The organism is Agrobacterium larrymoorei (assembly GCF_005145045.1).
In the GTDB taxonomy this organism is placed as follows: Bacteria; Pseudomonadota; Alphaproteobacteria; order Rhizobiales; family Rhizobiaceae; genus Agrobacterium; species Agrobacterium larrymoorei.
Map to the genome: position 1 here is coordinate 242,532 of NZ_CP039693.1, position 25,712 is coordinate 268,243.

Annotated in this window: 17 protein-coding genes and 2 pseudogenes; 13 read left to right on the forward strand and 6 right to left on the reverse strand. The window is 56.7% G+C overall.

Translation table 11 applies throughout. From position 1 onward, the window contains the following. The first annotated feature begins 238 nt into the window (after positions 1-238). From CFBP5473_RS22270 to CFBP5473_RS22280, 3 genes and pseudogenes are all read left to right on the forward strand, one after another. Positions 239-2,305 (forward strand): ATP-dependent helicase, encoded by a 2,067-nt coding sequence (locus CFBP5473_RS22270; RefSeq protein ID WP_027674869.1) that lies wholly within the window; start codon positions 239-241, stop codon positions 2,303-2,305. 9 nt (positions 2,306-2,314) lie between these two features. Then, positions 2,315-2,992, forward strand: a pseudogene (locus CFBP5473_RS22275) (SOS response-associated peptidase). A 233-nt stretch (positions 2,993-3,225) separates the two neighbouring features. Next, positions 3,226-4,125, forward strand: coding sequence for a hypothetical protein (locus tag CFBP5473_RS22280; protein ID WP_027674870.1), 900 nt, complete (start codon positions 3,226-3,228; stop codon positions 4,123-4,125). 562 nt (positions 4,126-4,687) lie between these two features. Here CFBP5473_RS22280 and CFBP5473_RS22285 read toward each other — a convergent pair. From CFBP5473_RS22285 to CFBP5473_RS22310, 6 genes are all read right to left on the reverse strand, one after another. Then, the gene (locus CFBP5473_RS22285; protein WP_027674871.1) at positions 4,688-5,464 is read right to left on the reverse strand and encodes an inositol monophosphatase family protein; all 777 of its coding nucleotides are present in this window, start codon (positions 5,462-5,464) and stop codon (positions 4,688-4,690) included. Continuing rightward, positions 5,457-6,356, reverse strand: a complete 900-nt coding sequence (locus tag CFBP5473_RS22290) for a glycerophosphodiester phosphodiesterase family protein (protein ID WP_027674872.1) — start codon at positions 6,354-6,356, stop codon at positions 5,457-5,459. The genes CFBP5473_RS22285 and CFBP5473_RS22290 overlap by 8 nt, the downstream gene beginning before the upstream one ends. Positions 6,357-6,388: 32 nt before the next feature. After that, positions 6,389-7,252: an ABC transporter permease gene (locus CFBP5473_RS22295; RefSeq protein WP_027674873.1), complete on the reverse strand. Its 864-nt coding sequence runs from the start codon at positions 7,250-7,252 to the stop codon at positions 6,389-6,391. Further along, complete coding sequence (locus CFBP5473_RS22300; RefSeq protein ID WP_027674874.1) at positions 7,249-8,106, reverse strand: ABC transporter permease; 858 nt, start codon at positions 8,104-8,106, stop codon at positions 7,249-7,251. The genes CFBP5473_RS22295 and CFBP5473_RS22300 overlap by 4 nt, the downstream gene beginning before the upstream one ends. Beyond that, entirely contained in the window at positions 8,106-9,146 is a 1,041-nt protein-coding gene (locus CFBP5473_RS22305; RefSeq protein WP_027674875.1) for an ABC transporter ATP-binding protein, read from the reverse strand. The genes CFBP5473_RS22300 and CFBP5473_RS22305 overlap by 1 nt, the downstream gene beginning before the upstream one ends. A 79-nt stretch (positions 9,147-9,225) precedes the next feature. After that, positions 9,226-10,455: an extracellular solute-binding protein gene (locus CFBP5473_RS22310; RefSeq protein WP_027674876.1), complete on the reverse strand. Its 1,230-nt coding sequence runs from the start codon at positions 10,453-10,455 to the stop codon at positions 9,226-9,228. Between the two features lie 144 nt (positions 10,456-10,599). Between CFBP5473_RS22310 and CFBP5473_RS22315 the strand changes: the two genes are divergently transcribed. The 10 genes and pseudogenes from CFBP5473_RS22315 to CFBP5473_RS22360 all read left to right on the forward strand — a co-directional run bounded on the left by CFBP5473_RS22315 (position 10,600) and on the right by CFBP5473_RS22360 (position 25,677). Then, positions 10,600-11,748 carry an ROK family transcriptional regulator gene (locus CFBP5473_RS22315; RefSeq protein WP_027674877.1) on the forward strand — a complete coding sequence of 383 codons (1,149 nt, stop codon included), beginning with the start codon at positions 10,600-10,602 and terminating at the stop codon, positions 11,746-11,748. 480 nt (positions 11,749-12,228) lie between these two features. Further along, positions 12,229-12,549, forward strand: coding sequence for a PepSY domain-containing protein (locus CFBP5473_RS22320; protein ID WP_027674878.1), 321 nt, complete (start codon positions 12,229-12,231; stop codon positions 12,547-12,549). A 76-nt stretch (positions 12,550-12,625) separates the two neighbouring features. Further along, a complete protein-coding gene (locus tag CFBP5473_RS22325; RefSeq protein WP_027674879.1) occupies positions 12,626-13,228 on the forward strand; it encodes a general stress protein in 603 nt (200 codons plus the stop codon). Positions 13,229-13,381: 153 nt separating this feature from the next. Then, complete coding sequence (katE, locus tag CFBP5473_RS22330; protein ID WP_027674880.1) at positions 13,382-15,526, forward strand: catalase; 2,145 nt, start codon at positions 13,382-13,384, stop codon at positions 15,524-15,526. Further along, positions 15,450-16,754: a glycosyltransferase gene (locus CFBP5473_RS22335; RefSeq protein ID WP_420359741.1), complete on the forward strand. Its 1,305-nt coding sequence runs from the start codon at positions 15,450-15,452 to the stop codon at positions 16,752-16,754. The genes katE and CFBP5473_RS22335 overlap by 77 nt, the downstream gene beginning before the upstream one ends. A gap of 72 nt (positions 16,755-16,826) precedes the next feature. Further along, positions 16,827-18,029 (forward strand): annotated as a pseudogene (locus CFBP5473_RS22340) (glycosyltransferase family 1 protein); the annotation flags it as partial. Between the two features lie 44 nt (positions 18,030-18,073). Further along, entirely contained in the window at positions 18,074-21,310 is a 3,237-nt protein-coding gene (locus tag CFBP5473_RS22345) for a glycosyltransferase (protein WP_027674882.1), read from the forward strand. Continuing rightward, positions 21,307-23,574 (forward strand): glycosyltransferase family 4 protein, encoded by a 2,268-nt coding sequence (locus tag CFBP5473_RS22350; protein WP_027674883.1) that lies wholly within the window; start codon positions 21,307-21,309, stop codon positions 23,572-23,574. The genes CFBP5473_RS22345 and CFBP5473_RS22350 overlap by 4 nt, the downstream gene beginning before the upstream one ends. A 76-nt stretch (positions 23,575-23,650) precedes the next feature. Beyond that, positions 23,651-24,313 carry a response regulator transcription factor gene (locus tag CFBP5473_RS22355; RefSeq protein WP_027674884.1) on the forward strand — a complete coding sequence of 221 codons (663 nt, stop codon included), beginning with the start codon at positions 23,651-23,653 and terminating at the stop codon, positions 24,311-24,313. Next, complete coding sequence (locus CFBP5473_RS22360; protein ID WP_027674885.1) at positions 24,310-25,677, forward strand: sensor histidine kinase; 1,368 nt, start codon at positions 24,310-24,312, stop codon at positions 25,675-25,677. Before CFBP5473_RS22355 ends, CFBP5473_RS22360 begins: the two co-directional genes overlap by 4 nt. Positions 25,678-25,712 lie beyond the last annotated feature (35 nt).

A 25,712-nucleotide genomic window follows, 5' to 3' on the forward strand; every position in this document is an offset into this window, starting at 1 on the left:
AGATACGTTTCATAGCTATGGGGGCAGGCTGGTTCAAAGGACTGTCCTCTACAGAAAAGGGCCGCCCCCGCCCTCCCCTGTGTCGCTATGAAAACTGAGTGAGCCCCCAGTCCCCCAGGACACTATGTTCATTTTTTGTTCTGGATCGGTCTGCAAGTAGGTGCTAATTGTCACGATACCGATCCCGCGAAGTAGCTTTTGCTAGGATATGGACCTCAACTACATTGGAGGCATGGTGATGGCAGTTGCTTATCTTGAAAAGCTCAACGATCAACAGAGACGAGCTGTCGAGTATGGCGTTGGACCATCAACGCTGAACGTCAACGGCCCACTCCTGATTATTGCTGGTGCGGGTTCAGGCAAGACGAACACGCTTGCTCACCGGGTGGCTCATCTGATCGTCAATGGCGCTGATCCTCGCCGCATCCTGCTGATGACCTTTTCTCGCAGAGCCGCCTCGGAAATGGCACGACGCGTCGAGCGTATTTGCCGCAATGTGTTGGGCGCCAACGCCGCCGTCCTGACAGACGCGCTTGCCTGGTCCGGCACGTTCCATGGTATCGGCGCGCGCCTGCTGCGGATGTATGCCGAACAGATCGGTCTCAACCTCGACTTCACCATTCATGACCGGGAAGATAGCGCCGACCTCATGAACCTAGTTCGGCATGAGCTGGGCTTCTCTAAGACGGATAGACGCTTCCCAACCAAGGGCACCTGTCTCGCCATCTATTCACGCGCCGTCAACTCGGAGAGGCCGCTGAACGAAATCCTGCGCCAGCATTATCCTTGGGTCGCCACCTGGGAAGAACAGTTGAAGGAGATGTTCCGAGCCTACGTCGAGGCCAAGCAGGCACAGAACGTGCTCGACTATGATGACCTCCTGCTCTACTGGGCGCAGATGGTCAACGATCCTGGCCTCGCCGATGATATCGGCAATCGCTTCGATCATGTTATGGTCGATGAATACCAGGATACCAACAAGTTACAGGCATCAGTTCTTATGGCTCTGAAGCCCGGCGGCCGCGGTCTGACGGTGGTTGGTGACGACGCCCAATCGATCTACTCGTTCCGCGCAGCCACGGTCCGAAATATTCTCGACTTTCCCGCATCATTCAGTCCCGCGGCTGATGTCATCACACTCGACCGAAACTATCGTTCCACCCAGCCTATCCTCGCAGCAGCCAACGGCGTCATCGAACTGGCGCGAGAGCGCTTCACCAAGAACCTCTGGACCGAACGAGAATCGCTTGAGCGCCCGAAGCTGGTGACGGTGAAGGACGAGATTGAGCAAGCGAACTTCATTGTCGAACAGGTACTCGCCAACCGCGAGGTTGGAATGACGCTGAAGCAGCAGGCGGTGCTGTTTCGGACATCCAGCCACAGTGGCACACTGGAGGTCGAGCTGACCCGTCGCAACATCCCCTTCGTAAAGTTCGGCGGCTTGAAGTTTCTCGACAGTGCGCATGTAAAGGACATGCTGGCAGTACTGCGTTTCGCCCAAAACCCGCGTGACCGGGTTGCGGGTTTCCGTCTCCTGCAGATGCTACCAGGCATCGGCCCCAAAAAGGCTGGCACCATCCTCGACACAATCGCCACCGATCCCGAGCCGCTGCTGGCACTAGCCGAAATCCCGCCGCCACCGAAGACGGGCGAAGATTGGACCTCCTTCGTTCAACTGTTGGCTGGTCTCCGGAAAACAAAGGATGGCTGGCCTTCGGATATCGAGCGCGCCCGCCTATGGTATGAGCCGCATCTCGACCGCATCCATGAAGACGCCGATACCCGCAAAGCCGATCTCCTGCAGCTCGAACAGATTGCCAGCGGCTACCCCTCCCGAGAGCGCTTCCTAACCGAACTGACGCTCGATCCACCGGATGCGACAAGCGATCAGGCGGGAGTGCCGCTGCTCGATGAAGACTATCTCATCCTGTCGACCATTCATTCGGCCAAAGGACAGGAATGGCGTTCCGTGTTTATGCTGAACGTTGTTGATGGCTGCATACCATCGGACCTGGGGACAGGTACGACGCAGGAGATCGAAGAAGAGCGGCGTCTACTTTATGTCGGCATGACGAGAGCGAAGGACAGCTTGTCACTTATCACGCCGCAGCGGTTTTTTACGCACGGCCAGAACTCGAAAGGCGATCGGCACGTCTACGCGTCGCGCTCCCGGTTCATCCCGGCGACGCTGCTACAATACTTCGAACCCATGGCTTGGCCGAAGGTCTCGGCCGCTGCATCGGAACGCAGCGCCCAGCAGATCCGTATCGATGTCGGCGCACGCATGCGCGGAATGTGGAAATAGGAGGGGCCGATGTGCAATCTTTACAACGTGACCACGACGCGAGACGCCGTCCTGCAATTTACAAAGGCGTTCCGTGATCTGGCCGGATAGAACGAGGCGAGCTTCGACGTCTATCCCGGCTATCAGGCACCGATTGTGCGCGTCGCGGGGGATGGGCAAAGAGAGATCGTCCGCGCGACGTGGGGGATGCCTTCGCCTCCGGCCTACGTTAAGAACTACGATCCCGGCGTAACCAATGTCCGCAACGTATCCTCACCGCACTGGCGGCGATGGCTCGGACCGACCAGCCGATGCGTCGTTCCCTTCACCTCATTTGCGGAACCGGATCCGACGAGCAAGGTCGGTAGTGGCCGCGTCCCGAATGCTTGGTTTGCGAAGGATCAAACCAAGCCACTGATGTTCTTCGCAGGTTTTTGGACGCCGTGGAAAGGTGTTCGCAAGGTCAGAGACGGCGAGCAGGAGTATGAGCTGTTCGGTTTCCTCACGACATCGCCCAACGAGATCGTTTCCCCCATCCACCAGAAGGCGATGCCCGCGATCCTTACCACTCGGGAAGAAATCGATACCTGGCTGACGGCGCCGTGGGACGAGGCGCGTCACCTTCAACGACCACTTCCGGGCAACATGCTGGTCATCGTTCCGCCTCAGCAGAACCCCGATATTCAGGAAGAAGGGCTCCTGCTTTAACGAAGTCGCCCCAGCGCCGCCAACGTGTTATTCGAGCTACTGAAATTGACAAGCGGATCAACAACTTCCACGGCATTTCTGCAGGAACTAATAGACACTGAAACAGTTTGAGAATCTCCACCGACAATTTTCAAAAGGAGATCTCCGATGGGCCGTGGCATATTACTCTGGATGCTGGGTGTTCCCCTTCCAATCATCATCCTTCTTGCTATCTTTCTGCGATAGGAACGGCGATGCCCCTTAACAACAACTTGGGCGCAATGCCTGTCGAATCCTCACAAACGGCACTGTCTTGGGGCCCGATCATCGGTGGCGCGATTGCGGCGACGGGCATCACCTTGATTCTGCTTCTCGTCGGCTCAGGCTTTGGCCTCACCATGGTTTCTCCGTGGTCAGGCGAAAGCAGTTCCGCTGCAACTCTTGGCGTAACCGCGGCAATTTGGTTGATTGTCGTCCAGTGGTTGTCATCGGCTCTGGGGGGATATCTTACCGGCAGACTCAGGACGAAATGGGCTGCAGTTCACACTGACGAAGTGTTTTTCAGAGATACCGCACATGGTTTCCTGAGCTGGGCACTCGCCACCATCCTGGTTATGGGTTTCCTTGCATCTTCGCTTACGTCTCTTGCAAGCGCTGGCGCATCCGCTGTTGGTTCTGCCGCTTCAACCGCAACCACCGCCGGAGCCGCATCGTCTACCGGTTCATCAGATGGATCCGATTTGTCGACGTCCTATTTCACCGACATGCTCCTTAGGCCAGGACGAGTAACAGCGGATGCACGCACCGACAGCACTGCAGCGGCGTCCGAAGTGTCACGCATTCTCCTACAAGGTGCGGCGGCAGGTGAAGTGGCCGAACCCGACCGCGCGTACATCGCAAGTGTCGTGTCTGCCCGAACAGGTTTGAACGAGGCGGATGCCCGCAATCGTGTCGACACTGTGCTCGGTCAGATCGAAGCCGCTAAGGTAAAGGCTCAAGAATCGGCAGATACCGCTCGCAAGGCTGCAGCAACGACTGCTCTTGTAGGCGCTATCTCGCTGCTCGTCGGAGCGTTCATCGCATCAGCTGCGGCTGCATTGGGCGGAAAGCAGCGTGACGATGAGGAAGATTTGCTGAGTGCGCGTATTCTATAACGTGCACAAGATCTGCCAAGGGAGCATTTGCTCCCTTGGCATTAGATTCATGATCTCGATATCAGCCCGACATTATCTAACCGGATAACGCCTGGCTACTCTTTTAAGCTGGAACAGCAACAACGCTGGTCTTTTGGCGAAGATCGATCTGCGAACCTCAAGGACGTGCAAGCCTGCTGGAGCGATGGTGATTCCTTGTAAAAGGGACCGAATTTAACGATCGATCCTCCCATTTGATCCGGTTCTAGGCATCGGGCCTGCCAGCTGATTAATAGTCAGCATCGCTTTCCAGCAGGGTTGCTTTGTTTCGGACTGCGCAAAATTAAATGCCGTCTTTCGCTGTGGTATCCGCTTGCATGAGCGGCCCTGGCGATATCGAAGCTGAAGCGTGTTTCCAAGGCCTTTACAGCAGCGGTTATCCCTGACGATGATGGTTGAAGTTAAAAAAATCAAACCCAGTTTCTGACAGTGGTTATATGCCGAAATTCTCTGGGTATGGTTGCAGATATCTTCGGGTTAGCCGAGATCCAACCCATGCGTATCCGTAAATTCAAAAGAACATTCACTCATTGTGCATCAACTTTACCTCTGGCCATAGCTCCTCGGTAGCCCGCATCAGCTGAGAGGTTGAAGCCGCGATCCATGGGATATTGCTGCCTTCACGCGTGCTAATTCTGACATCGAGGCCCGCCTCTCGGGCGAGAACGGCACCGCCGGCGATATCCCACATTGTCGTCATCTTCTGCAAATGGCCGTCGAAAATGCCACGGGCCGCGAAGGCGAGGCCTATGGATGTTGAGCGGATGGATTCCACTACCCAACCGGCGTGCCGCAATCCCACGGCAAGGGTCGCAATTTCTTCGGCATCGGCAGCCGCGCTGTCTCCAAGAGACATGACCCTGACATCCTGGAACGGCACGTGGCGGACGAACGGCTTGCCGTTCAGCAGAAGGCCCGTCCCATCAGCTGCGGCGTAAATATCGTTGAAGACAGGGATTGCGACGATGCCAAGTTCCGGCCTTCCGTTGCGCACGAAGCCGAGCGAGATGCCCCAAAGTGGGGAACCCCGCAGGAAGTTGGCGGTTCCGTCGATTGGATCGATGATCCAATAGGCGTCGTCGGCGACGCCACCCATCTCTTCACCCAGCACCGTTTCGCCGGGGAATGTCGCCGCAAGGCGATCCCGGATCAGCTTTTCGACCGTCGTATCCGCTTCGGAAACAAAATCCTGAAAGCCCTTTGATCGGGTGGCGATCGCGTCACGCTCTCCAAAGAAGCGAAGAGCCAGAGCCATCGCTTCTTCGACAATGGTGGCGGCGCGTTCGAGACGTTCACTCATCATGTCCGCGATCTCCGCTTTCACCAGCACCTGTTTTTAGCCAATTCCTGAAGGCTTCCACCTCATCCGTCTGGATCGCGCCGACACCGGCCGCAGCGAGGGCTCCCCACACGGCATCCGGATTGGACAAAGCTCTGGTGTCGTTGAAATCCTGGCAATGGGAAACGTCGAGAGTGTTGATCCAGAGGCGAATATTCTGACGCTCCAGTTCGGCACGTCCTTCCAGGAGATCGGCAATATCGGTGAACTTTACTTCGATCATCGGCGCGCGTAGCGCTTCGATCCGACGTAAATCCTCTGCAAACCTACCCTTCCGCACTGGAAACATCGGCATATGCGGAATTTTTCCGAACCAGTCCTTTTCAAGTATCTCGAAGCGGATTGCCTCCGGGTCGATATCCGTTTTGACCAGAACCTGATCCTCAACGCCAAGACGCAGCACGGTCTCCATCACTTGCGGCAGGTCGCGGGTGAACTTGGTGTCGATATTGACGGTGATGCGTCCGCGGGCTTCTTCCAGTAACTCTTCCAGCGTCGGCACAGTTTCGGTGGTGATGGCCGCGGCATTCCCACCGGCGCCCGCTTTGAGCTTGGCAGCACGAACCGTCTCGAACGGAAGGTCACTTACGGTCCCCTGCCCCGTCGTGGTGCGGTCAAGCGTTTCGTCGTGAATAACGACAAGGCGTCCGTCAACCGTTGCCTGCGTGTCGATTTCGATCATCTCCACGCCAGCGGAAACGGCTGCCCTTACAGATGCCAGAGAATTTTCGGCGGTGAGGGTCCAGAAGCCACGATGGGCAATGGTGAGGATAGCCGGATTTTCCCGCGAAGAAAGGGCTAGGACATCACAGGAGCGATTGGTCTTTCGAGAGGCTTCGATGGTCTGGTGCATTTTATTCACTTTCGGATTTTCCGTTATCAGGATCATAGTTTGCCCATGCCTGCGGCCATCAGGTCATCCCGCAGGATACGACCCGCGATGATGAAGACGATGAGCGCCGGAAACAGCAGGATGAATGAGACGATGGAGGCGAGCGGCAGCTGCATCGAATAGGGATCGAGATACATGTAGAGCTTGATCGGTAGCGTCTGGACCACCGGTGCGCCAACGATGAAGGACTTGTCGAATTCCTCGAAGCTGCCGATAAAGGACATGAGTCCCCCAGCAAGCAGGCCCGGCACGGCCAGTGGCAGAACGATATGCAACACGATGCCGACTGTTCCCGCTCCTAGCGAGCGCGCCGCATGAATGAGATCGTCGGGAATTGTTTCCAGTGCCGCAGTCATCAGGCGGATCATCAAGGGCAAGGTTCCGACGATTTGCACTAGAATGACGCCGAGCACGGAATAGGCGAGGCCCATCAGCAGGAATATCTTGCCGATACCCACGGCGACGACGAGACCGGGAATGATGATCGGCGCGAGAATGAATATCTCGACCAACCGCTTCATCCGGAAGGGAAAACGGGCCATCGCCCAGGCCGTCGGCAACGCAATTGCTGCTGTGGAAAAGGTAACGACGACTGCGATGAAGATGCTGTTGATGGTTGCCTGGATCAGCGTGTTATCGGAGAGAACACTGATCCATCGCGCACCCGTATAGTCTTTGGGCACAAGCAGCGGAGGCGCCCATCCATCCGCCACGCTCCAGAGAAATATCAGCGCAAGCGGCAGGGCAATTGCCAGTGCCAGGCAGATGTACAGACCTGCCGACACGAAAATGCGATCTTCCGGTTCGAACACGCGGCGGCGAGGTATTACCGGCGCTTCGCTAACAAGAGTACTCATGCCGCGTCTCCCCGCGTTTGACCGGTTCCGATGCGGGATGTCAGCGCGTAATAGGCCAGCAGGACCGATATCGCGAAGGCACTCAGCACCATGCCCATGGCGTAAACCTGATTGAAGCGACCTTGATTGAATTCCTGCACCATCAGCACCGAAAGAGGACGCGCGGTCGGCGGGCCAACGATATCCGGTATCGCGTAGGAGCCCATGGAGCCAATGAATGTCAGAAGGATCGCGGCTGTAATGCCGGGCATCGCGAGCGGAATTTCGACGAAGATCAACGTCTTCAATCTGGATGCTCCAAGCGTGCGCGAGGCGTAACGAATGTCTTCAGGGATTGCCGCAAACGCGCTGGTAATGATCAAAGTCATGAAGGGGATTTGTTTCCAGACGCTTGCCAGAATAACGCCGACCCCCCAATCGTCGCGAACGAGTTTCGGCAGGGTTACTCCGAGCGGCGCCACAAGGCGGTCCATAAAGCCGCCGCGCTCGAAAACCACGATGACCATCAGGCCGACAATGATGCCGGGCACCGCCATGGGAAGCTTGTATAGCCCGCTGAAGAGCTTACGGCCCCAGAAGCTTTTGCGGATCAAAAGTGCCAGCGGTACGGAGACCGCGAGCGAGACGAGAACCGGCATCACGCCGTAATATATCGAGGTGCGAAGACCACGGATCATGGAAGGGCGGGTGAAAATGCGCTCGTAGAGAGCGAGCGTGAAACTGCCATCGTCCTGCTGAAAGCTGCCGATCAGCGCGGACATCAAGGGACTGCCGAAGAAGAGGATCAGGTAGCCGACACCGGGTGTAAGCAGCAAAAGGAGCTGCACACGCCGGTCGCGAAGAAGTCCACGCATCACGCTGCCTCCTTTATCATCTGATCATGAAGGAGGTGCACAGAGCCGGGAAACTGCAGGGACACCCGGCTGCCGGTTTCTATGAGCGCTTCCGCGCCCGTAAGCGTAACGCGTAATTGGGCCGAGCCTATCTCTACGGTGTAGAGCGCATTCGCTCCCATGAAGGAAACGGACGACACGGTGCCCACACCCTGGCCGTTGGCGGCCATGGTGATATTTTCAGGTCGAACGGAAACCTGCGCCGGGCCATTGGCCCTTGCATCCAGCGTTACGGGCTGTCCCCAGGCAAGCACAGCCTCCAAACCATTCGCAGTGACAGGTAGCAGGTTGGTCTGGCCCAGAAACCCTGCCGTGAACGCATGTTTCGGGGCTCGATAAAGCTCAAGCGGCGTCCCGATTTCCACCACGCGACCCGCATTCATGACGACTATACGGTCGGACATTGCCATTGCTTCCGCCTGATCATGCGTCACGTAGATGCTTGTCGCGCCAATTCTGCGATGCAATTCCGTCAATTCGTGACGCAGCGTGTCGCGAAGCTTTGCATCCAGGTTGGAAAGCGGCTCGTCAAACAGGAGCAGACTGGGTTGCATGACGATGGCGCGGGCCAAGGCCACACGTTGCTGCTGACCACCGGATAATTGACGGGGCATGCGATCAACGAGACCTGCAAGATTACAGATTTCCAAAGCATGAGCGATACGCCGGGCCCGCTCATCCTTGGGCACTTTCTTCATTCGCAGACCAAAGCCAAGATTTTTGGCAACCGACATGTGCGGAAACAGCGCGTAGGACTGAAACACCATGGCGATGTCACGCGCTTCCGGTGACGCCTGATCGATGCGCCTGCCACCGAGCCGGATCTCCCCGGAGGATGGTTCGCTGATGCCCATGAGAATGCGCAGAAGGGTGGACTTGCCGCAGCCCGAAGGGCCGAGGATCGTCACGAATTCACCGCGCTCGACATTGATGGACACTGGATGAAGCGCGCGCGTTGCACCGTAATCCTTCGTTACATTGCTGATCTCGAGTTCGCTCATCACGACGTTCCCTTCAATAGAGGCTGTGGCGAGGAGTGCGGTCAGGCTGCCTGAACCGCACCTTGCAAGTGCACGCGTCCTATTGGTTCAGCACCTTTTCATCGAGCGCGTCAGAGAGGGCTTTCGACATGTCCCAAAAGGCTGGAACGGAAAGTCGGGGATAGACATCCGGCGGAAGAACGTTGGCCTGTTTGTCCTTTGGCATCAGATCGTTGGTCACATCCGCACGGGGCGAACGCGAGGCCTTGGTTTCCAGCTTCCAGGCCTGAAAGTCCTTGCTCATGGCCATGTCGATCAGCAAAAGCGCCGCTGCGACATTCTTCGCATTGGCGGGCACGAACATGGCGTCGCCGGAACCGACCTGCCCTTTTTCCAGCAATGTCAGGCGGAATGTTTCCGGTAACTGCTTGTTACCGAGGAAAGTCAGGACTTGGTCCTCCCACACGGTGCCCATGTAGAGCTGCTGGTTGTTGATGAGGTTCAGCGTATCGGCGTTACCATTCGTCAGTTCCGCGACAGACAGAAGACGCCGGTAATAGTCCCACACGGGGTCGAGGCAATCTGTGCTCATCGCCCAATCGCGCGCTTCGTCCAGTGTTTGACTGTAATCGGTCAGCGTCTGGCGGCATTCGCCCGTCAGATAATTCAGCGCGAGGGAATAGATGAAGCCACTGCCTGAACCACCTTTCGATGGCAATGTTATGCCCAGACGCTTCGGGTTCTTTTCAGCCCAGACCAGCAGCTCATCAAAGCTTTTCGGCACATCCTGTGGCTTTACGAAAGCTGAGTCATAACCAATCGCTGTCTGGTTGAGATGGACAAGCGGATAGCTGCCACCGTGCTTGCGACCGAACAGGCTTTCAGCCAATACAGGGTCGTAATTCGCCATGTTCGGCAGGATTTTCGTCAACGCAATATTGCCGACGACACCTTTCGAAGAGAGAAGCGGATAATCGCCGCCGCCCGAGAAATAGGCATCCACAGGTGAATCCTGCCCGGCCGCCTGCACTGCAATCAGCTGCTGGTTGGCCTGATCGCCTTTCACATCGCTATAGGTAACCTTGATACCATACTTGGCCTCGAACCGGTTGATCAGTTCTTTCCATGTGTCGGCGAAGCTTCCCGCGAAGTTGTACATCGTTACATGGCCTTCCGCCTTAGCGGCGGGAACGACGATGTCGTAGAAATTTTCGCGTGTGAGCTTGGACAGGTCGAAATCGAGATTCTTCATGTTGCTGTCTGCCGATAGACACGGCGCTGCCGTCGTCGCCAGCGCAAGCGCGGCGAATGCAAAGAATTTCATACCCATTGAATAGTTTCTCCTAGGGAGCCGTTGTAGAACTGGCTTCTTATTAATACACTTTAAGCGTAATATTTGTGACGGTCCAGTGAAAATGTGGAAATGACGCATGAGACCTGTTGCCGCCGGTGGACACAGCCGCTATCCAAAGCCATGACAATCACCCAGACGTTGCAATTAAATTTCGCCCGCCATCCGCTTGCCAGCGAGAACGAGCGTTTGATTCTGGATATTGTTCGACGCCACGGACCCATTGCTCGCGCATCGATTACCGGCCACACAAACCTGACGCAGCAATCCGTACATCGGTTGATTGAAGGCCTTTTAGAGCGCGAACTGCTACGCACCGGCGCAGCCCTGAAAGGTACACGCGGTCAACCCAGCCCAACGATCGAATTGATACCTGAGGCCGCCTACTCCCTCGGGTTTTCGATCAATACCGACTCTGTCGTCATCTGCATTGCCGACTTCCGCTGCAACATCGTTGTGGAGGAAAAGTTGAAGACGCTTCCAGGTGATCGGGAAGCGACGCTTGATGCGCTGGCGATGACATTGGATCGAATACTCTCTGATCATGGGATTGCGCGCGCAAGGCTGCTCGGCCTCGGCTTCTCCATGTCGGGATTTTTTATCTCGGAAGACAGGATATTCAACGCACCTGAGCCTTTGCGGGACTGGTCGCTCATTGAGCTCAAACCCATACTTGAAACAAGGTTTGGATTACCAGTCTGGTTGGAAAACAATGCAACGACGGGCGCAATCGGCGAAAACCTGCGCGGTGTCGGATTATGGTGTGAAACCTTCGCCTATCTATCCTTCGCCTATGGCTTCGGCGGTGGCTTGATCCTTAATGGCCGGCCATTCCACGGCTTCCATGGCAATGCTGGTGAGTTCAGCGGCATATACAACCCGGATGAGTCCCCTAAGCGTCCAGCACTGCAATATCTGATGAAGACGCTACAAAGAAACGGCGTCGACATCCATTCTGTCGATACGCTTTACCACCAGTTCGATCCCGCGTGGCCCGGTGTGGAAGAATGGCTTGACGAAACCATGCCGCAGGTGGACAGGCTCATAGCCAGCCTTATCGCCGTGCTCGACCCCCAAGCGATCGTCTTCGGGGGACTATTGCCCCGCGCACTTGGCCGAATGATGATCGAACGCGCGAACATGCCCTCACAACGCGAGCACCGCTACGGTACAGGCCCCAAGGAAGCCAAACTTGTTCTCAGCGAAACGGAAGGTGACCCCTCTGCCTTGGGTGCGGCGCTTTTGCCGCTGAGAGTTCGGTATTTCAGCTGATACCCTATGACGGCTTACGAAAGCCGGGCGCCGCGTTGGCGAGGCGGATGATTGCAGATCAAAAGACAGACAAGTATCGTTTCGATTGCAATACCTTAATCTATTGCTACACGCCACTTTGGAAACACTCCAGACCGTGGTTTGGAGGCCTACCGTATTGAGAGGTTTTGCCCGTTATTGCCCAAGCGGTACGAGACCTACAGCTGAATATTTCTCGGCAGGTTTCCAGCGATATGAACCGGCACCTCCTCATCATCATGACACTCAAACGATTTGAGCCATTTCCCATCATACCGAAGCCCCGATCCGATTAAACGTGTCGAAAGCCCAATTGCGGGCTTCGATGGGCTGTGCGCGGATAAAGAAAAAAGCGGCAATCCGCCTCTATTTTAAATTCCGTGGGATCGGAACGAATACAGAGACTGCCAGTTTGGTAGTCGAGGGCAACAAGAGATGCGGCCCTTATGAGAGGAAATCATCATGAAGAAAGTCATTATAGCAGTGGCGCTGCTGAGCGCCACGGCGATGTCTGCGGCTGCCCAGACATCTGCCCCGGCAACCAGCAATGACGGCAACACGCCCGCTGTCGCCACCCCGGAAACCAAGAACCCGACAGCTCCGGTTGAAGGTGCGAACAGCTTTACGGAAGAGCAGGCGAAAACCCGCATCGAAGAGGCCGGTTACTCCGATGTCAAGGACCTCAAGAAGGATGACAAGGGTATCTGGATGGCGGCTGGCATGAAGGATGACAAGTCCGTCATGATCTCCATGGATTATCAGGGCAACGTCGTCGCCAAGTAAGCTGTCCGTTTATCGAGGCCTGATCTCCCCGGTCCAGGCGAGAGACCAGTGATCCACCCAATTGAGGATGACACAGATGAGAACTGTAACCGGACTTTTCGATGACCACGCGGATGCGCGCTCGGCAGTGACCGAGTTGGAAACCGCTGGTGTTCCTTCCAAAGATATCAGCATCGTATCGAACAATGCCGATAACCGACATAGCGACGATTCCAAGGCCGCCGAAGGCGCTGGCACGGGTGCCGGTATCGGCGCAGTCGTCGGTGGCGCGGGCGGCCTTTTGACTGGCCTCGGCATCATGGCCATCCCAGGCGTTGGCCCAGTCGTTGCCGCTGGCTGGCTTGCCGCCACGGCGGCGGGTGTGGCCGCTGGCGCAGTTGCAGGCGGTGCAGCAGGCGGTATCGTTGGCGCCATGATGGACTCCGGCGTCTCTGAAGAAGATGCGCATGTTTATGCGGAAGGTGTACGCCGTGGCGGTACCATCGTTACCGCGAAAGTCGACGACGACATGGTTCCAGAGGCCGAGGCCGTTCTCAAGCGTTCGAACTGGGTCGATCCGACTGCACGCCGCGCCGCCTACAGGGAAGAAGGATGGCAGCGCTTCGACGACACGCTCGACCCTTACGACGCCGACCAGATCGAGAAAGAACGCGCTCGTTATAAGCGTCCGGCTCTTTGAAATACCAATCGATGCGGGCTCTGAGCGCCACATGGACCTGCTAGTTTGCAGGTTTCTGCCGGGCATCGCGAATTCAGCAGGCCGCTTTCGGGCGGCCTTTTTCCTTACGGGTTGCGGTGGCGCAACTCGCGTCACACGGCTAGGAGATGCACAATGGCCAAGAAACAGGCTACCCCACCCTCCATTCCACAGACTGACGTGGTCACGATACACGACCAGAAAATGCAACGTGGACCCGGCGGCGAGCTTCATCAGTTCGCCGAAGGCGACACACCGGTTATGACCACAGCGCAGGGTGGACCGGTATCGGACGACCAGAATTCACTCCGCATCGGTGCCCGTGGACCGCTTGTCGTGGATGATTTTCATTTTCGCGAGAAGATGTTTCATTTCGACCATGAGCGTATCCCGGAAAGGGTCGTTCATGCCCGTGGCTATGGCGCGCATGGTTATTTCGAGAACTACGATTCGCTTGCCGAATACACCAAGGCCGACCTGTTTCAGCGCAAGGGCGAAAAGACCCCGCTCTTCGTCCGCTTCTCCACTGTCGCGGGGAACAAGGGTTCAGCCGATCTTGCCCGGGACGTCCGCGGATTTGCGGTCAAGATGTATACCAAGGAAGGTAACTGGGATCTGGTCGGCAACAATATTCCGGTCTTCTTCATTCAGGATGCCATCAAATTCCCCGATCTCATCCATGCCGCAAAGCAGGAGCCGGATAGAGCTTTTCCGCAGGCCCAGACGGCGCATGACAATTTCTGGGATTTCATCAGCCTGACGCCGGAAAGCATGAACATGGTGATGTGGATCATGTCGGACCGGACCATTCCCCGCTCACTGCGCTTTATGGAAGGCTTCGGCGTTCACACATTCCGTATGGTGAATGCCAAGGATGAGTCCACCTTCGTCAAATTTCACTGGAAGCCGAAGCTCGGCCTGCAGTCCGTTGCCTGGAACGAGGCGGTCAAGATCAATGGCGCCGATCCCGATTTCCACCGTCGCGACCTGTGGAATTCCATCCAGTCCGGCAATTTCCCCGAATGGGAATTGCACGTCCAGCTGTTCGATCAGGAGTTCGCCGATAGCTTCGATTTCGACGTGCTGGACCCTACCAAGATCATCCCCGAAGAAATCCTGCCGACGAAAGCCATTGGTCGGATGGTGCTGGACCGTATGCCGGACAATTTCTTTGCGGAAACCGAGCAGGTCGCATTCATGACGCAGAATGTGCCGCCGGGTATCGATTTCAGCAACGACCCGCTGCTGCAAGGTCGCAACTTTTCCTATCTCGATACGCAATTGAAACGGCTGGGCAGCACGAATTTCACCCATCTGCCGATCAATGCCCCCAAGTGTCCCTTCGCGCATTTCCAGCAGGATGGCCATATGGCGATGCGCAATCCGGTTGGTCGAGTGAATTACCAGCCGAATTCCCACGGAGAAGGCCCAAGGGAATCGCCCACAAAGGGCTATCGCCACTATCCAGCCGAGGAGCAAGGCACCAAGGCGCGGCTTCGCCCGGAAAGCTTTGCAGACCATTACAGCCAGGCGCGGCAATTCTACATCAGCCAGACCGGCGCTGAGCAACGTCACATCGCGTCTGCACTTACGTTTGAGCTCAGCAAGGTCGAAATTCCGGCCATTCGTGAACGCATGGTCGCGCATTTGCTGAATATCGATGAAACGCTGGCCGCGACCGTCGCGCAAAAGCTTGGCTTCCAGAAAATGCCCAAACCCGCCGATGCCGCAATGCCGACGCGGCAGGACCTCGATGCATCACCGGCGCTCAGCATCGTTGAGAACGGCCCGAAGCGCTTCGAGGGACGCAAGCTCGGCATTTTGATCACCGATGGTGTCGATGCCAAAATGCTGAAAGCGCTCACAGGCGCGGTCACTGCTGAAAAAGCCGTGTTCGAACTCATCGCTCCCAAGGTCGGCGGCGTCAAAGCCTCCGACGGAAGCTGGATCGAAGCCCATCACATGATCGATGGCGGACCATCGGTTCTCTTCGATGCCGTGGCTTTGCTGACTTCACCCGAGGGCATCGAAGATTTGAAGGATGAGGCCACCGCCCGTGACTTCGTGGCCGATGCCTTTCAGCATTGCAAGTTCATCGGCTATGTCGCATCCGCCCTGCCTCTGCTTCAAACGGCAGGCTTGGCAAATGCCATCGATGAAGGCGTCATAGCCCTCCCCGACGAAGCAAGCCCTGCGGACTTCGTTGCGGAATTGGGCAAGCTGCGGGTCTGGGGCCGAGAGCCATCGGTTAAGCTCGGCAAAGCCTCTCCCTCGAAGTAAAATAGGTCAAAGCGCGGCAGCAATGCCGCGCTTCTTTCGTTCAAGGGAAAGCCCGGAACCGCCTGCAATGGGAAACAACAGGAACATCAGACGTCTCGTCGTCATCAGCGATTTTCAAGATGGCAATTCCTTCTCCTCCAGTGTCCCGAGCGTCGAAGAGTTTCAACGCCAGTGGCGGAGCGGCGAGCGTGGCCAACCGGCGTCACGCGAAGAGGCGGTACCCGGGTTTAATGTGGAAGGCGGTTACATAGAGCGTCTTCCGCTCGCCTGCGTGAAAGCCGGTCTTGTCGATGTCATTGAAATATGGACCCATTGGCGCGGGGATATCCCGCCTGCGCCAGATTTGCATAGGTCACCGCTCATCATCCGTCGTGCATTTCAGATGAATGGGCCTTATGCGCCTTTCCATTCCAATGATATGCTCGCCCATATCACGGTCTTTGGCGCGCCGGAGATACTTTGCGTCTGGGGTTTGGGCGTATCGGCGGAAATTCTGGACGCCTGCGCTTCAAGCTACAAGATATACAATTCCATCGATGCCCCGGCGTTACGCATTCCGCCGGAAGTCAGCACCCGTTTCGATCTGATCCTGACCGGAGCGGAATGGCAATCGTGTGAAGTAAAAGAGCGCCACCCTCATATGCCGACGGCCATACTGCCCATCGGCCCGGAATTCGCGTCGGAAACGCAGTTTCATCCGTTAGATGGGCCAAAGCCCTATGACGTCATCTACGTGGCCGCGGCGCAAAAGTACAAGCGCCACGACATTCTGTTTGACGCACTTTCAAAACTGCCGCGTTCCATTAAAGCGCTCTGCGTTTTCGGATATGGAGAACTGAGCGACGAGCTTCGTGAGAATGCTCGCCACCTAGACATCGACGTTGACTTCGTCGGCCCGCCGGGCGTTTCTTTTACAGAGGTCAATCGACTGATGAACCTAGCCAAAATGGGCGTTGTCTGCGGCATCGATGACGGCGCGCCCGCCATTCTCACGGAATATATGCTGGCAGGACTACCTGTTCTCGCTAACAGTCAGCTTCGTTGTGGCCTGCAATTTATCACCCCGCAGACGGGGCGAGCGGCACCGGCGGAGACTTTTCACGAGGGCATTCTGTCCATGCTGAAAAATCTGGATGATTTCTCTCCCAGACAGACCGTGATCGACAGATGGACATGGCCGCATTCCATCGCAAAACTTCAAAAAATCATGGACGTTTCAAGCCGTTAGAAAGTTTCCAGACAGCAGGAACAAAGCATGTTTCGCCCGGTTTGGTTACGTTCCTGAAACCTGGATGCGCCGATGAATCTTTCCAGTTCCATTCCCTCGCCATCACACGCAACATCAGAGCGGAAGACGCCGCTAATCTGTTTTTCGCATCTGCGGTGGGATTTCGTTTTACAGCGTCCGCAACATTTGATGTCGCGTTTCGCCAGGGAAAGGGCGGTGTTCTTTTTCGAAGAATTCATTCCGACAGATCATCACCTCGCCTATCTGGAAATTCATCCCTTCGAAGGCACGACCGTTAAATCCGTGCGCCCGCGCGTGCCCCATTGGTGGAGCGAGGCGGAACGTGAAGTGGCGCTCAGCCACTTATTGGATGATCTTCTTGCGATGTATGGTGCGAAGCGCCCTATCTTCTGGTTTTACACTCCGACCATGTATGAATTTGCCCGGCACATCGATGCGTCAGCCATCGTCTATGACTGCATGGACGAGCTTGCGAATTTCAAATTTGCGCCACATCGCATGAAGGAGATGGAAGCGGCACTGATGGCGCGCGCCGATGTGGTCTTTACGGGCGGCTACAGCCTCTTTGAAGCCAAGTGCGGGCAGCACGACAACATCCATCCGTTTCCATCCGGAGTGGATGCCGAGCACTTTCACACCGCCCGCAAAAGCGCAAAAGAACCCGCCGACCAAAGCTCTATTCCTGGTCCGAAGCTTGGCTATTACGGCGTGATCGATGAGCGGCTCGACCTCGATTTGATCGCGACTGTCGCCGGGCAGCGTCCGAATATGTCTTTCATATTCATTGGCCCCATAACCAAGATCGCGCCGGAAGATTTACCGCAAGCGGCAAACATTCATTACCTGGGACCGAAACACTACGGAGAGCTCCCTGCCTATGTCTCAGGCTGGGACGTGGCGCTGATGCCATTTGCTTTGAACGAGTCCACGCAGTTCATCAGCCCCACGAAAACACCGGAATATCTTGCTGCTGGCCGGCCCGTCGTCAGCACGCCAATCCGAGATGTCGTGCGTCATTATGGAGATGTCGAAAGTGTCCTTGTCGCGCCGGATGCCGCGCATTTCGCAGCCGCCTGCGATGAAGCGCTTGCCATGGCGAAAGCTGGCACAGAATGGTGGAAGCCCGTTGATGACATGCTCGAAGCATCGTCCTGGGACAAAACCTTTGCCGCTATGAAGAGCTTGGTGGACGACGTCATGGCGCGAAGCGCTTTTGTGCAGATGCCCGCCGCCCTGCCTAAGAAAACCAGCCCGGGCCAACCCGTCATCGTTGGCGAAATCGTGGCTGCGCCCGGTCTATGAGCAGCGCGCGTCACAGGATCGTTCTTGCCACCGATAGTCTCGATCCATCGGGCATGGGTGAACACATGTTGACGCTTGCCCGCGCACTTGAAAATGAGTGGGCGGTAACGATTGCGGCGCCTGCCGAAACCGAAGGACGGTTGTTGTCGAGGGCAGCCCGACTGGGGCTTGCCGTCAAAAGCATCGATGACATGTCGGCTTTCGGTGAATGGCTGCGCGCGACGTCCACGTCTATCCTCCATGTCCATGCGGGCATCGGTTGGGAAGGCCACGAAATAGCGGGGGCCGGTTTCGCTCACAACATCCCCGTCGTCAGAACCGAGCATCTGCCTTATCTTCTGACCGACAAAGACCAGCAGCAACATTACGCCAGAGAATGCGTGTCGCTCGCTCATCGCATTGCCGTATCGGAAGCCGTAAAATCCAGCTTCGAACAAAACGGCGTCGATGCCGACCATATTAGCCTCGTGCGCAACGGCACTTTTGCCCTGACGCCAAATCCGGGCAAAACCTCAATAAGGGGCATGGATGGGCGAAATGTCCTTCTCACCGCCGCCCGCTTTTCCAAACAGAAAGACCACGCGACCCTGATTGCGGCCATGCCCGCCATTCTTGCGGCACACCCGAACACCGTCCTGCTCCTTGTCGGCAAAGGCGAGGAGCTTGAAGCGATCAAGGCTCTGGTGGAAGCGCAGTCGTTGACGGAACATGTGCGTTTTCTCGGCCATAGAACCGATATTGCCGACTTGATGGCGCAAGCCGATCTTTTCGTTCTGCCATCGAAATTCGAAGGACTGCCGCTTGCCGTGCTGGAGGCCATGTCGATCGGGCTGCCCGTTGTCGCAACCAACATTGGCGGCAATATAGAGGCGCTTGGACCTTCGCATCCCTTTCTGGCCGAACCAGGCGATTACGCCTCGCTGGCGCAGGTGTTGATCAGGGCTCTCGATGATCCTGCAACGGCAAAATCGGCGGGACAATCGGGCTTCGAACGCTTCCAGAACCACTTTTCCGCACAGCGCATGGCAAACGAAACCGCCGCCGTTTACGAGCGCGTACTTTCGCAGGCAGCGCCTCTCACGCAAGGACATGTCTTCATGGGAAAAAAGCGTATCGGCTTTATCGGTGCTGGCGGCATCGCCAACCGCCATCTGGAAATTCTCGGTGGCTTCGAGGATGTGGAACTGGTGGCGTTTGCCGACCCGGATTTTGCCCGCGCAGAACATGCCGCCAGCCGTTTCGGTGCCAAGGCCTTCGATAACCACCGCGCCATGCTGGAAGCGCAGTCACTGGATACTGTCTATATCTGCGTGCCACCTTTCGCCCATGGCAAAGCTGAGCGCGACCTTATCGCCAAAAACATTCCGTTTTTCGTTGAAAAGCCTATCACGCTCGATCTGGCATTGGCCGAGGAACTGAGCGCGGAGATCGAGGCCTCGAGGCTGATCACCGGTGTCGGCTATCACTGGCGCTACCTCGATACTGTCGAGGAGGCGCGCAACCTTCTTCAACATAACCCCGCTCAGCTTTTGTCCGGCTACTGGTTGGATCAGACACCGCCGCCGCAATGGTGGTGGAAATCGGATATGTCGGGCGGACAAATGGTTGAACAGGCGACGCATATTATCGACCTTGCCCGCTATCTGGTCGGTGAAGTCGCCCATGTCTATGGCCGTGTCGGGTTCAAGGAGCGCGACAGCTTCCCCGGCCTTGATGTGCCCGGCGTCACCACCGCCAACCTTACCTTTCAGTCCGGTGTCATCGCCAATATCTCTTCCACCTGCCTTCTGGGCTGGAGCCACAGGATTGGTCTCAACATCTTCGCGGATCGTCTGGCCATTGAACTGACCGACCATGATATCATGGTCGATGTCGGTGCCGGGCGGCCCGTTCGCCAGGCAGACGGTGATCCGGTTTGGCGCGAAGATCGAGACTTCATTGACGCTGTGCGTGGTGGCGAAAACCACATTCGCTGCACTTATCAGGATGCGCTCGCGACACACCGCGTTGCCCTCGCGGTGGTGGAGTCGGCGCGCAGCGGCGAACCTGTCTCTTTGGAGCAGCCATCCATCTCCCGCAATCCGGTTGCCCCGCTTTATCATGAACCGCGCAACGAGCAGCAACCCGGCCCTGCGCCCGGGCACCGGATTGTCCGTTCGCTTGGCATCGAAGCGCCCGGCAGGGCTTTTTTCTTCGAGTACGAGGAAGGCCCACCGACAGACAATCAGGTGTGGTTGGACACGCTCTATACCGGCTTTTCGGCAGGCACAGAACTCACCTTTCTGAAAAACACAAATCCCTATCTCCATTCCCGCTTCGATGGCGGGCGGGGCGTGTTTCTGCAAAACGAACCGGATCTGCACTATCCCGTACCGTTTCTTGGCTACATGGAAGTGGCGCGCGTCTCGAAATCTCGGGCCGAAGGTTTCAGTGTAGGCGACATATTCGCCACGACTTACGCCCATAAAACCGGCCACACCTCAGACCCGTTCCATGATGTGCTGGTGCCGATGCCGGATGAGATCGACCCCATCCTTGGTGTCTTTGTCGCCCAGATGGGTCCCATCGCCGCCAACGGTATTCTCCACGCGGATGCGGATGCGTTGGGGCCGAATATATCGACCTTTGGTGCAGGTGTTGCCGGTCGCAACGTCATCGTCATCGGCGCCGGCACGGTGGGCCTGATGACCGCGCTCTTCGCACAAAGGGCGGGCGCGCTCGGCGTCATCATCGCCGATCCGTCCGAATTCAGGCGAAGCAAAGCGCAGGCCATGGGACTGATAGCCATGACGGAGGAAGACGCCTGGCAGCATTGCAAGGCGCGCTGGCATAATGGTGCCACGGATCGAGGTGCCGACTTCGTTTTTCAGACGCGGGCGCATGCCCATAGTTTGCATGTGGCGCTGAAGGCGCTGCGCCCACAGGGCACCGTTATCGATCTCGCCTTCTATCAGGGCGGAGCGGATGCGTTGCGGCTGGGGGAGGAATTCCACCACAATGGTCTCAACATTCGTTGCGCCCAGATCAACCGCGTCCCGCGCGGGCTTGATGGTCTGTGGAACAGACGGCGGCTCGCCCATGAAACCATCGGCCTTCTTCAGACCCACGGCAACATCATCCGTGAGCAGATGATTACCCATGTCGTACCTTTCGATGACGGCCCGCAGTTCCTGGCAGACCTTGTCGCCAACCGACCCGAATTTCTGCAAATCATCTTCAAGGTCGGCGAATGACGTCCAACGAACAACCCATCCGAATTCTCTTCGTCTTCGCATGGCTGGTTGTCGGGGGCGAAGAAACGGAAGTTAGGCTCTTGGCGCGTCATCTGGATCGCAGCCGCTATCGTCTCGATGTCGTTGCCTGTTTCCATAAACCGAACATGCCGCACCAGACGCATGAGCAATTGCGCGAACTCGGGGTCGATGTGGACACGACGCCCTACGGGCTTTCCTTTGAAGACACGGTTGCCTATCTCGCCAACAAGATACCGGCCTATGATGTCATCGTCTCCTGCCAGAACGTGGCCGACATCTATCCTGCACTGGAACGACTGCATTGGCGCCCTCCGCTGATCGAACATGGCGGGCTGGTATCGGAGGCGCTGGCAGGACCGAAACACTTTACCAGCCGTTATGTCGGCGTATGCCGCTCCATCCGGGAAGCCGCCGCATCCATCATGCCGGGGCGTGAAGGGGATGCCTTGGAAATCCCGTCGATGGTAGAACTCTCGGATTTCGACGGGCATCAGCGTGCCGCGATGCGCACATCGCTTGGTATAAAGCAGGACGAGATTCTTATCGGCTGGGTCGGCAGGCTTGACCCTAAGAAAAATGTCGAGGATTTCATTGAGGCCGCAGCACTGGTTCACGCACGCGATCCAAAAGCTCGCTTTGTCATAATCGGCGGACCTGATGCCTTTTTACCGGACTACGCCGAGCACTTGCAAACGCTTGCAAAGACCAAAAAGCTCGACAGCGTGCTGCGCTTTCTGGGCGATCGTAAGGATATCCCGGCCCTTCTCTCGGCGATGGACATTTTCGTCTGGTTGTCAAAAGGCGAAGGCATGCCACATGTCATTGCGGAGGCGGGTGCTGCCGCGCTACCCGTCATCGCCACGCCAGACAATGGCGCGATGCAACAGATCGAAGACGGTGTCGGCGGTATTTTCGTGCCCTATAGCGATCCTGCCGCTGTCGCCATGGCTGTTGAACGCCTGATCGCAAATCCCGATTTGCGCGCTCGCCTCGCACAAGCCCTTCGGCGCAAGGTCGAAACGACCTACAGCGTGACGGCTGTGCTGCCGCAGTGGGAACAGCTGTTTGCCGAAGTACTGGCTGAGCGTAAGCCTTCAGGACCGACAGGCCTGTTTAGATCCTTCCTGCAGGGCGGCTTCGAATGCTCGACGCACCGGCTCCGCCCTGCAGGCTCTGCAGAAGGCCGACGTCTCGATATGATCGCGGCGGTCAGTCATGACATCCATGCTGCACAAGACTATGGGCAGCTTGCAGAATTCGGCATCAGGACTGTTCGAGATGGTTTTCGCTGGCATCTGATCGACAGGCAAGGCGAATATGACTGGTCCAGCATCCGCCCCATGCTGAAGGCAGCCCAAGCAACCGGAACGCAGGTTATTTGGGACTTGCTACACTATGGATGGCCGGACGGTCTCGACATCTGGTCACCGCAGTTTGTCGACCGATTTGCACGTTTTGCAGGCGCTTGTGCTCGGTTTGTGCGCGAGGAAAGCGATGATATCCCATTCTACTGTCCCGTTAACGAAATCTCTTTTTTCTCCTGGGGCGGCGGAGATGCCGGATACCTCAACCCCTTTGCGAATGGCCGCGGATACGAACTCAAGGTCCAGCTTGCCCGGGCGGCAATTGCTGCAATGGAAACCATTCTCACAATTGAGCCGAAAGCGCGCTTCGTTCACTGCGATCCGGTCATAAACGTCATCACCGATCCCACCCGCCCTTGGGAAGCGGGCGCCAGCGAGGGCCACAGGCAAGCGCAATTTCAAGGATGGGACCTGATTGCCGGAAGGATATGGCCCCAAATCGGCGGCAGGCCGGAGCTTCTCGACATTATCGGGGTCAATTATTACTTCAACAATCAGTGGATCCACGGCGGCCCTCCCATCGATATCGGTCATCCACTTTACAAGCCACTGAGCAGGATTCTGATCGAAACCTACGCCCGCTATGGCAGACCAATTCTGATTGCCGAAACCGGTATCGAAGATGAGCGCCGGCCAGAATGGTTTAAATACGTGGCGTCTCAAGGAGCACACGCGATGCAGGCGGGTGTACCGCTCGAAGGCATCTGCCTCTACCCGATCATCAATCATCCCGGCTGGGATGACGACCGGCCTTGTTTCAACGGGCTTCTTTCCAGCGAAATTACTTCGATGAACAAACGAAGGGCCTATCAGCCGCTGGCTGATGTGTTGAAGCGGTCATCGTTAGAGATTGCGTGTAGTAGCCGAGCGTTCCGCTGACGGTACGACAAAACAGACCAGTTGAAACAGAACGCAAATAGTTTCAGGTTGAGCCTATCTCTGAAGGAGTGTCGGCTTGCGGATTTTGATCGTTGAGGATGACAAGATACTCGGGTCATCGCTGAAGCGGGCCTTTGAGAAGCACGCTTATGGGGCAGACTGGTTTCGTGATGGCGGGAGTGCTTTGGAGGCGCTTCGCAACAGTGACTATACGGTGCTTGTTCTGGACGTGAATCTGCCGGGTTTGAGCGGGCTGGAAATTGCGCAGCAGCTCCGCCGTCAGGGAAACGACATACCAATTCTGATGTTGACGGCGCTAGATGGGGTTCGTGATCGTGTGGCGGGGCTGGATGAAGGTGCGGATGACTATGTCACCAAGCCATTCGATCTGGATGAATTGCTTGCCCGTGTCCGGGCGCTCATCCGGCGGCGGCAGGGGCGCGGAGAAACGATCCTGCGCTGCGGTGAGGTCGAGCTTGATCCTTCAGCCATGGTCGCCCGTCGTGCGGGAAGTCAGCTGCATCTGCCCGCCAAGGAGTTCCATCTGTTGCGCATGCTGATGGAGCGAAGTGGGCGATACGTCACGAAAGCCGATATCGAATACGCGCTTTATGATCTCAATACCGCGGTTGAAAGCAACACGATCGAGGTCACGATCTACAATTTGCGCAAGAAGCTGGGCTCCGATTTCATTCGGTCGATCCGCGGCGTCGGCTATATGATAGAGCGTGCATCATGACGCTTGCGCAACGCCTTTTTCTGCGCATCCTGCCAACCATCATCATCACGATCGCTTTGATCGGCTTCCTCGCCTACAGAAGTGCGACACGCGAGATCAACAACATCTATGACGCACAGCTGATCAACGACGCCAACGTTCTCTGGTCGCTGTTGAGGAAGCCTCTTAGTTCGTCGAAGCCTCGCGCCGAAATCCATGTGCCGGATCTCGATTTCAATATGAACAATCAACTGGCCATCAATGATGAGGCGGATGATTATGCCGATGCACATGCCTACCGCGCTTGGCGCAACAATGTTCTGGCGCTGGAAAGCAGCAATCCGTTTCCCGCCTCGGACCGACCCTTCAAATCCGGCTTTACCGACATATCGTTTCAGAATGCGCAGTGGAGGATTTATTCTCTTCCGATCGCTGACAGCGAGGTAATAGTCGAGGTAGCGGAAAATATCGAACTGCGCCAAACGCTTGTCGGGAATATTCTGACGGATCTGGCGCTGCCTCTTCTCATTCTCATCCCGATTATTGCCTGCATAACCTGGCTTGCCATCGACAACGGGCTGCGCACGATACGCGATCTCGTTCGGCAGATACGAAGCAGAAACTCCGATGACCTCTCGAAGATATCCGTCATGGGGCAACCGAGGGATCTGGCGCCGCTCATTCAGTCGCTCAACGCGCTGTTGCAGAAGCTGGAGCGATCCATAATTCTCGAGCGGCAGTTCTCCGATCTGGCCGCGCATCAGTTGCGCACCCCTCAGGCTGGCATCAAGCTGCTGCTCCAGCTTCTCGAGCGCAGCGACACGGACGAGGAGAGGAGAGTTCTCGTTGCGGATCTGATTTCCAGCAACGAGCGCGCCATGCACCTTATCGAACAGCTGCTTAGGCTTGCCCGTGTCAGCCATCAAACGGTCGTCCCGGAAATTGCCGATCTCAACGATCTCACGGCGAGTTGCCTGGCCGATTTTGGTCCGATCTTTGCAAGCCGCGACTTCGAGGTTCAGCTTCAGCGCCACGACAATGCATTCGTCAGCATCGACCGGGCACTGTTTCGGGTCATGCTCGATAATGTTGTCGACAACGCCATAAAATACTCGCCGGATGGCGGCCGTATCGTCGTCGCCATTGACGAGAAGGAAAGTGGATGGACGCTCTCCATCAGCGATACCGGCTCCGGTATTCCGGTCGATCAGCGTAGCAATGTCTTCCAGCGCTTCAACCGGTTGATGGCTGCCGATGATGGCGGAGCCGGGCTTGGACTGACCATCGTCGCCGATATTGCCAGTCGCCTCGGTATCCAGACGAGGCTCGATACGCCGGAATGGGGATATGGTTTGCGGGTGAAATTCGATATTCCCGCGTCGTAACGGTTCGAATTCAGTTTCGCTTCATCTTCACCTAA